The following is a 6,802-nucleotide window of genomic DNA, read 5'->3' as shown; positions in this document are numbered from 1 at the left end:
TCCCATCATACGGCCCCTGCGCTGCGCTCCGGGGTCCCCTCGCTCCGGTGCCTTCCGGGCCCGCGCGGCCTACGACTTGCTGCGCAAGTCTACATCTCGCGCCTTCGGCTAACGCCGAAGGGTGCTGCGCACCAGGGCCCTACAGTCACCTCCACTCGGCCTCCTGAAGTCGCAATTTGTGTTGCCTGGACTATTGCGCGCTTAGAAGCAAGATCAAAAGCAGATCAAGATCAAGATCAAGATCAAGATCAAGATCAAGATCAAGATCAGCAGAGTTGCTATTGAACCGTGGGCACAGCGATATATTGATTGGCCCTTCGCCGAAGATACCAGCGAAAGGGCCATGGAGAGAAAGGGAACTTACGGTGAAATAGGATCACTCGCCGGGAATGTTTCATCCAGCGCATTATCAACAGAACTTTCCTTCGGCTGGGTCAGCTCACCACATTTACAGTCGGCCATACGACAAGGCTCGCCATCACGATGGCCCACCGCACAGGCCTCGCAGCAATAGGCCTTGCCATCCTGAACCACGGCATTGGCATCCACGGTGCAGGAACAGTGGTTGCAAGAACAGCGTTGCTCGTTCATCAGGGTTCTCTCCTGTCGTCATCGGGCACCACGTCATCGCTCCACTGCTCGCCGTCCAGCGGCGCGGAGCGGGCCAATTCGGCCTCGTCCAGGCCGATGCCGCCACCGATCTCGTGGGCCTCCACCTGGCGCAGGGTCATATCTGCCGGGCCGCCTGCCGTCCCAGACTCATCCGCGTCCCAGGCATCGGTTTCATCAAACAGCGTCTCGGGGCCCAGGTCATCAAGGCTGACATTGTCCTCGTGCAGGCTCCCGCTCAGGGTCTCGCCGCCGGTCATGCCGCTTTGCGCGACACGCCGCGGCGGGTAGTCCTCGGCGATCTCGCGCGCCAGGCGCTGGTCGCCGACACGCCCCTGGCGTTCATCGCGGCGTTCGCTGAAATCCAGTTCATGGACACTGCCCATGCGGTCCTCCGTGTCGTCGATCTCAATCTGCGGTCTTGGGTCATCGGGTTTAGACATGAACCTTCTCCGTCAGTGGGTTTCATACGGTCGACTGCCCCCACGAAGAAATGATTCAGAGTTTCTTCAAAGGCACCACCCCGCGCTTTTTTTGAACTCCGCACCGCGCCGCTGCCTCCCAATCCTGAGACCCGCGAACCGTCCCGGAGCACCTCATGGCCAAGCCCCTGCAGGAATACCAGCGCAAGCGCGACTTCGACGCCACACCCGAGCCAGCGGGCCAACGCGCCCGCCCCCGCTCGGCCCATGCGCTGCGGTACTGCATCCAGAAGCACGACGCCAGCCACCTGCACTACGACTTCCGCCTGGAACTCGACGGCACGCTCAAGAGCTGGGCGATCCCCAAGGGGCCCTCCCTCGACCCCAAGGTCCGGCGCTTGGCGGTGCATGTGGAGGATCACCCGCTGGACTACGCCGATTTCGAAGGACGCATCCCCGAAGGGCACTACGGCGCCGGCGAGGTGATCGTCTGGGACCGCGGGATCTGGCAACCCGAAGGCGACCCGCGCGAAGCCTATGCCAAGGGCAAGCTGCGCTTTCGCCTGCAGGGCGAGAAGCTGTCGGGGGTGTGGAATCTGTTCCGCACCCACCTGGCCGGCAAGAAAGAGCAGTGGATGCTGGTCAAGTCCCATGACGGGCAGGCGCGCAAAGAAACCGACTACAGCATCGTCGAAGCCCTGCCAGACAGCGTGCTGAGCGAGCGTACGCTGCCGCCACGGCGCCCCGCCAAGGCGAGCACCGCCACACGCAAGCCCAAGGCCGGCCGCAAAGCCCTGCCGAACGCGCTGCAGCCGCAACTGGCTACCTTGGTCGATTCCCCACCCAGCGGCGACTGGCGCTACGAAGTCAAGTTCGATGGCTACCGGATTCTGGCCCGCCTCGACGGCGATGACGTACGCCTGTTCACCCGCAATGGCCACGACTGGAGCGCCAAGATGCCCCGCCAGGTGGAGGCGCTCAAGGCGCTGGGGCTCGACGCAGCATGGCTGGACGGCGAGATGGTGGTGGCCGGCGACAACGGTGTGGCCGACTTCCAGGCCCTGCAGAACGCATTCGACACCGAGCACGACGAACGCATCACCTATTACCTGTTCGACTTGCCCTGGCTGGGAGGCGAGGACCTGCGCGAACTGCCACTACAGGCGCGTCGCGCTACCCTGGCCAAGCTGCTGGACGCCAACGCTTCGCCGCTGCTCAGGTACTCCGCCGATTTCAAGGAACCGGTCGACTCGCTGCTCGACAGCGCATGCCGGCTGGAACTCGAAGGGCTGATCGGCAAACGTGCCGACAGCCCTTATGCGTGCCGGCGCAGCAGCGACTGGATCAAGCTCAAATGCAAGCAGCGCCAGGAGTTCGTGATCGTCGGCTACACCGAGCCCAAGGGCAGCCGCCACGGTTTCGGCGCCCTGCTGCTGGCCCTGCATGACCACGACAGCGGCCAGTTGCGCTACGCCGGCAAGGTCGGCACCGGCTTCAGCGCCGCCACCCTGGACAGCATCCTCGCTCGCCTGAAGCCGCTGCAGACCGCCAAACCGCCCTTGCCCAACCCTCCCACCGGCGCCGAAGCGCGCGGCGTGCATTGGCTCAAGCCACAGCTGCTGGCCGAAGTCGCCTATGCCCAGATGACCCGCGAAGGCATCGTGCGCCACGCGGTGTTCCACGGCCTGCGCGACGACAAACCCGCCACCGCCATCGACCTGGAGCAGGCAATGCCCGTCAAGCGCGCAGTACAGACAAAAACCGAGGCCCTGGGCAGCCTGCGCCTGACCCACCCCGACCGCGTGGTCGACGCAACCACCGGTGCCACCAAACGCCAGGTCGCACAGTACTACGCTCAAGTCGCCGACTGGTTGCTGCCACAGCTGAAGGATCGGCCTGTAGCCCTGGTTCGGGCACCGGATGGCCTGGCCGGCGAGCTGTTCTTCCAGAAAAACCCCGGCCAGCTGCATATCCCCCACGTGCTCAGCTACAGCAAGGCCCAGGCCGGCCAGACGGCCATGGTGCTCAACCGCGCCGACAGCCTGTTGGGCGCGGTGCAGATGAACACGCTGGAACTGCACACCTGGAATGCCACCACCAAGGACTTCGACAAGCCCGACCGCTTCGTCCTCGACCTGGACCCTGATCCCGCGCTGCCCTGGAAAGCCATGCTGGAGGCCACCCAGCTGACCCTTACCCTGCTCGATGAGCTGGGCTTGAAGGTATTTCTCAAGACCAGCGGCGGCAAGGGCATGCACCTCGTCGTGCCACTGACCCGGCGCGCGGGGTGGGACGAGGTGAAGGACTTCAGCCATGCCCTGGTCGAACACATGGCCGGGCTGTTCCCCGATCGCCTCAGCGCGGTGTCCGGCCCGAAGAATCGGATCGGACGGATCTTCATCGACTACCTGCGTAACGGTAAGGGCGCCACCACGGTCGCCGCCTACTCGCTGCGGGCCCGCGAGGGCCTGCCGGTATCGGTGCCGATCTGGCGCGAAGAGCTGAGCCAGCTCAATGGCGCCAACCAATGGCACATCGGCAACCTGCAGGCACGGCTTGCCGAGGTGGACGATCCGTGGGCCGAAATGGCCAGGACCCGTCAGTCGATTACCGTACGTATGCGCAAGCAACTGGGGATCGACTGATGGAACGATGGCCGAACCTGCGTGACGGGAAGAAGAACACCCAAGGAGCGCCGAGCCCATGAGCAACATCCAGGACTTCGACCTGAGCAACCTCGATCACCTGTTGTGCCGTTTCAGCGGGCGACCGCGGGCCATTGACCTCGATACCCTGCTGCTGGAGCTACTGCATGCGCTGCAAGCCGATCACCTCGACCTGCTCCCCCTGCCGGGCCAGGGGCGAACTCTCGACCGCTGGCGGGCTCTGGCACGGGTCGCCGGTTGCGATCTCAGCCTGGCCAAGCTCTATGAGGGCCATACCGACGCCTTGGCGATTCTCGCCGAGTGCGGTGCCGCTCATCATGCCGGCGAAGGGATCTGGGGCGTGTGGGCTGCGGAGCCACCGGATGCCCGCACCCACATCGTCGCCCAGGACGGCGAGCGGGTTCGCCTGCGAGGCCGCAAGGCCTGGTGTTCGGGGGCGTTGCAGATCGACCGCGCGCTCGTGACCGCCTGGGAAAGCGACCAGCCGCAATTGGTCGCCATCGAGCGGTCCCATCCCAGCCAGCGTATCCAGGTCGATCACTGGCGGGCCGTTGGCATGGCCAGCACCACCAGTGTCACCCTCGAGTTCGACAATTCGCCGGGGCTGGCCATCGGCACGCCCGGCCAATACTTGGCCCGCCCGGGATTCTGGCAGGGCGGCGCGGGCATCGCCGCCTGTTGGTATGGCGCAGCGCAAGCCCTGGCGCAATACCTGCGCGAACACTGTCGCAAGCCCCGGCCCGACCCACACGCCGATGCCCACCTGGGCGCGGTCGATGCTGCCTTGTTCGGGGCCCGCGCCGCCCTGCGCGAATGCGCCGCCTGGATCGACCAGCACCCTCGCGACGACGCCAGCTTGCAAGTGCGCCGCACCCGCGCCCAGGTCGAGCAAGCGGTCGAGCAGGTCATCCGGCATGTCGGCCGTGCGCTCGGCGCCACACCGTTCTGTCGCAGCAGCCATTTCGCCCGGCTCAGTGCCGACCTGCCGGTATACCTGCGCCAAAGCCACGCAGAGCGCGACCTGGCCGAGCTGGGCCAGCAACTGACCGGCTCGCCGGCAAGCGTATGGCAACTATGAGCCAGAACCTGATACAGACCGCCACCGGCACGCCATGGAGCGCCTGGCAGCAGTCCACTCAGCTGGCCCGCGCAACCTGGCTGAAGCCCGACCGGCTATGCCCGCCCGGCAGAAGGCTGGTGCTGCTGGCGCCGCATCCGGACGACGAGATCCTCATGGCCGGCGGCCTGTTGGCCAGCTTCCAAGGCCGTGAACAGGACGTGCTGCTGATTTCTGCCAGCAATGGCGAGGGCAGCCATCCGCATTCCTCGCAGTGGACCGAGCGTCGCCTGCGTCATCAGCGTCCGCTGGAAAGCCGGCATGCCTTGCAGCTGCTGGGCCTGGACCTCAACCGCCTCGATTGGCGACGGCTCAACCTCAAAGATGGCGCCCTGCCCCATGATGAAGCCTTCCTGGTCACCCACCTGGCGCAATTGCTCCAGCCCGACGACCTGCTGCTGACCACCTGGCGCGGCGACGGGCACTGCGATCATGAGGCGGCAGGACGTGCCTGTGCCCGGGCGGCCCAAGCGCGCCGTGTGCAACTGGCCGAAGCACCGGTGTGGGCCTGGCATTGGGCCGCACCCGACGATCCGCGCCTGCCCTGGCCCCAAGCACACCGCCTGCAGCTCGACGAAGCGCGCCTGGCGCGCAAACGCGAGGCCTTGGCCGCCCACGCCAGCCAGTTGCAACCCGATGGCGATCATCCGCCGGTAGTGCCCGAGCAGCTGCAAGCCTGCCTGCTGCAACCCTTCGAACTGGTCTTCCTGTCAATGGAGTCGCCATGAGCCTCGACGCACAGTACTTCGCCGACTTGTATGCCGACAGCGATGACCCTTGGGCCTTTCGTACCCGCTGGTACGAACGACGCAAGCGCGACCTGGCCTTGGCCAGCCTGCCGCGGCAATGCTATGAACGCGTATTCGAGCCGGCCTGCGCCAACGGCGAGCTGAGCGTCCTGCTGGCAGAGCGCTGTGCCGACCTGCTGTGCCAGGACCTCGACGCAACGGCCGTGGCCTTGGCCCGCCAGCGTCTCGCAGGCATGGACCATGCCCGCGTCGAACAGGGTCACCTGCCAGGCGACTGGCCGGGTGGTCAGTTCGACCTGATCGTGCTCAGCGAGATCGGCTATTACCTTGGCCCCACCGACTGGCTGCAAGTGATCGAGCAATCGGTGGCCAGCCTGGCCCATGACGGCGGTCTGCTGGCCTGCCACTGGCGCCATCCCATCGCCGGCTGCCCGCAGGATGGCCGCGAGGTGCATGCCCTGCTGGCCAGGCACCTGCCGCTTTATCCGCTGCTGCGCCATGAGGAGGCTGACTTCCTGCTCGAATACTGGTCGTGTCAGCCCACTGTCGTGAGCCTCGACGAGACCTGCCCATGATCGCCGTCATCATTCCCGCCCACAACGAAGCCCGTCGTCTTGGGCACTGCCTGGCCGCCGTCAAACGGGCGGTGGTGCAGGCCGAGGCGGCGGGCCTGGAGGTGGAGGTGCTGGTAGTGCTTGATCGCTGCGTCGACGCCAGTGCGCGCATCGCCCGTCTCCATGGGGTGCATACCCTGGCGTTGGAGGCCGGCAACGTCGGCATCGCCCGGCGTCTGGGCGCGGCATGGATGATCGAGCGCGGCGCCCAGTGGCTGGCCTTCACCGATGCCGACAGCCGTGTGCCAGGGCACTGGCTGGTGTCACAGCTGCAATGGCATGCGGATGCGGTATGCGGCACGGTGCATATCGAGCGCTGGCAGCCCTGGCAGAATGCCGCTTTGCGCCAGCTCTACCTCAGCCGTTATCAGGCCCGGGATGGGCACCGGCATATCCATGGCGCCAACCTCGGGGTATGCACCAAGGCCTATGAACGCGTCGGCGGTTTCCAGCCCTTGCCGGCCCACGAGGATGTGCAGCTGGTGCTGGCCCTCGAGGCCAGCGGTGCGCAGATCGTCTGGACAGCGGCGCATAGCGTGGCCACCAGCAGCCGGCGGGACAGCCGCGCACGCCAGGGCTTCGGGGATTACCTGAGGGGACTGGAAGGCCAGCTACCGTAGCGAAT

Annotated in this window: 7 protein-coding genes; 5 read left to right on the top strand and 2 right to left on the bottom strand. The window is 65.9% G+C overall.

The features are described from left to right. Positions 1-360: 360 nt before the first annotated feature. Positions 361-591, bottom strand: coding sequence for a metallothionein (locus ABE459_RS20215; RefSeq protein ID WP_323833696.1), 231 nt, complete (start codon positions 589-591; stop codon positions 361-363). Then, a complete protein-coding gene (locus ABE459_RS20210; protein ID WP_346648125.1) occupies positions 591-1,052 on the bottom strand; it encodes a phosphotransferase system, HPr-related protein in 462 nt (153 codons plus the stop codon). Before ABE459_RS20210 ends, ABE459_RS20215 begins: the two co-directional genes overlap by 1 nt. Before the next feature lie 155 nt (positions 1,053-1,207). Between ABE459_RS20210 and ligD the strand changes: the two genes are divergently transcribed. The 5 genes from ligD to ABE459_RS20185 are packed head-to-tail and all read left to right on the top strand — an operon-like array spanning position 1,208 to position 6,797. Continuing rightward, entirely contained in the window at positions 1,208-3,676 is a 2,469-nt protein-coding gene (ligD, locus tag ABE459_RS20205; protein WP_323833692.1) for a DNA ligase D, read from the top strand. Between the two features lie 58 nt (positions 3,677-3,734). Next, positions 3,735-4,775, top strand: coding sequence for an acyl-CoA dehydrogenase family protein (locus ABE459_RS20200; protein WP_323833690.1), 1,041 nt, complete (start codon positions 3,735-3,737; stop codon positions 4,773-4,775). Beyond that, on the top strand, positions 4,772-5,542 hold the full coding sequence (locus ABE459_RS20195; protein ID WP_322360661.1) for a PIG-L family deacetylase: 771 nt from the start codon (positions 4,772-4,774) through the stop codon (positions 5,540-5,542). The genes ABE459_RS20200 and ABE459_RS20195 overlap by 4 nt, the downstream gene beginning before the upstream one ends. Then, positions 5,539-6,138, top strand: coding sequence for a class I SAM-dependent methyltransferase (locus tag ABE459_RS20190; protein ID WP_323833688.1), 600 nt, complete (start codon positions 5,539-5,541; stop codon positions 6,136-6,138). The genes ABE459_RS20195 and ABE459_RS20190 overlap by 4 nt, the downstream gene beginning before the upstream one ends. Beyond that, on the top strand, positions 6,135-6,797 hold the full coding sequence (locus ABE459_RS20185) for a glycosyltransferase (RefSeq protein WP_323833686.1): 663 nt from the start codon (positions 6,135-6,137) through the stop codon (positions 6,795-6,797). Before ABE459_RS20190 ends, ABE459_RS20185 begins: the two co-directional genes overlap by 4 nt. Positions 6,798-6,802: the final 5 nt, after the last annotated feature.

Origin of the sequence: Pseudomonas sp. TWI923 (assembly GCF_039673365.1) — a bacterium.
In the GTDB taxonomy this organism is placed as follows: domain Bacteria; phylum Pseudomonadota; class Gammaproteobacteria; order Pseudomonadales; family Pseudomonadaceae; genus Aquipseudomonas; species Aquipseudomonas sichuanensis.
Note: the sequence above shows the minus strand (reverse complement) of the source record. Positions and strands in the feature narration are given on the sequence as shown.